We start from the raw sequence: 1,881 nt of genomic DNA, 5'->3' as shown, positions 1-1,881 counted from the left end.
TCCCGCCCCACGCTCTGTCGCCTTTTGGTGATCCCTCCGCGTGATGCTTCGCCGCTGTTATCCAGGTCAATTCTTTTTCAGTGTGGAGTTGTTTTAGATGAAGAAGTCGGTTCTGTCTCTGTTGCGATCGGCCCCGTCTGTTTTTCCGTCGTCGTTGTGGCCGGAGGGGGTAATGCGGGGTAAGCCGACGGGCTTGGATGGTGAGGGGTGTGAAGGGGTTGCGAACTTCGAGGTGTTGGAGCCGCGGGTTTTGCTCAGCGGCACGCCGTACAACTCTCAGCCTTTTACGATTGTTGGTGGGACGCAGATCGAGGTGGAAGAGTTTGATCTGGGTGGCGAGGGGTTTGGTTACAGCGACACGGACACATCGAACAACGGCGGTGCGTTCCGCGCCGGCGAAGGGGTGGATATCCAGGCGACCACCGACGCCGGCGGGGGTTACAACGTGGGTTGGATCGCGGATGGCGAGTGGCTGGACTATTCGGTGGATACCGCGGGTGGGCTGTTCGATGTGACGGCCCGGGTGGCTTCCCAGAACAGCGACCCCGGGGATCTTCGTCTTCTGGCGGTGGAGCAGTTTACCCCCGGGGGGCAGCTCGTTTATACGCAGATCGGGTACTTCAACGTGAACTCGACCGGGGGCTGGCAGACGTGGTCGGATGTTACGGCGAACAACGTGGCGTTGACTTCCGACACGGTTGCTTTGCGTCTTGAGGCGGTGGGTGGCGGCTTTAACTTCAACTGGATCCGGTTCGGCGAAGCGATGCAGTCGGGTACGACTTCTGCGGTGCAGTCGGGCAATTGGAGCAGTGCGTCGACGTGGAGCAACGGGGTGCCGGACGCGAACACGCGGGCGATCGTGTCGCAGGGCCAGACGGTGACGCTGGACAGCAGCGCGACGGCGAAAGAGATCGTGGTGCACGGGACGCTGGACGTGGCGGAGGTTGCGGGTCAGACGATCGAGCTGACGACGCGTTGGATGCACGTGAACAGCGGGGGTGTGTTCCAGGTGGGTTCGGCGGCGAACCGCTACGACCAGGGGGACTTCGTCCTCACCCTTACCGGCACCGATCAGAACGCGGACTTCACGGTGGAGACGGCGACGGGGACGATGCAGATCACCGACAACGACGGCTTCCTGATGGCGGCGGGCGGCGGCCGGTTGCAGTTCTTCGGCCAGGAGAAGATCAGTTTCACGAAGCTGGGGGTGACGGCGGAGGCGGGGGCGGGTTCGATCATCGTGGAGAACGTGATCGAGCGTAACTTCGACGGGACGACGACGGCGGCGTCGGACGGCCAGCTGGACTGGGAAGTCGGCGACGAGATCGTGATCGCGAGTTCGACGCGTGATTACGACGACCAGGAGGTGCGTACGATCACGGGGATCACGGACCTGGGCAACGGGACGACGCGTCTGACGCTCAACGCGAACCTGGCGCAGCGTCACTACGGGGAGATCGAGACCTACGACAACGGCACGCGTGAGATCGACCTGCGTGCAGAGGTGGCGTTGCTGAACCGCAACGTGCGGGTGCAGGGCCTGGCGTCACAGGACACCGATAGCAACTGGGGCAACCGTGCGTTGTTCAACAGCGGGAGCACGGGGGACAACCGGGGGATCAGCGGTCACATCATGATCATGCCGACGGCGGGTCAGATCTCGGTGGAGGGCGTGCAGCTGGACCGTTTGGGTCAGACCGGGACGCTGGGGCGATACCCGATCCACTGGCACCTGGCGGGCGACCGGACGGGCGACGTGCTGAAGGGCGTGTCGGTGACGAACTCGAACAACCGAGGCGTGACGGTGCACGGCACGCACAACCTGCAGATCCAGGACGTGGTGCTGCACGACATCCATGGGCACGGATTCTTTATGGAAGA

1 protein-coding gene is annotated in these 1,881 nt (G+C 63.1%); it reads left to right on the top strand.

All coding sequences use genetic code 11. From position 1 onward, the window contains the following. Positions 1-97 precede the first annotated feature (97 nt). Positions 98-1,881, top strand: a 1,784-nt coding sequence (locus tag HNQ40_RS18000; RefSeq protein WP_221435647.1) for a carbohydrate-binding protein, incomplete at its 3' end; no start/stop codon positions are given.

Origin of the sequence: Algisphaera agarilytica, from assembly GCF_014207595.1 — a bacterium.
Classification (GTDB): Bacteria; Planctomycetota; Phycisphaerae; order Phycisphaerales; family Phycisphaeraceae; genus Algisphaera; species Algisphaera agarilytica.
The sequence above is the reverse complement of the archived record's forward strand: the minus strand, read 5'-3'. Positions and strand labels throughout refer to the sequence as shown.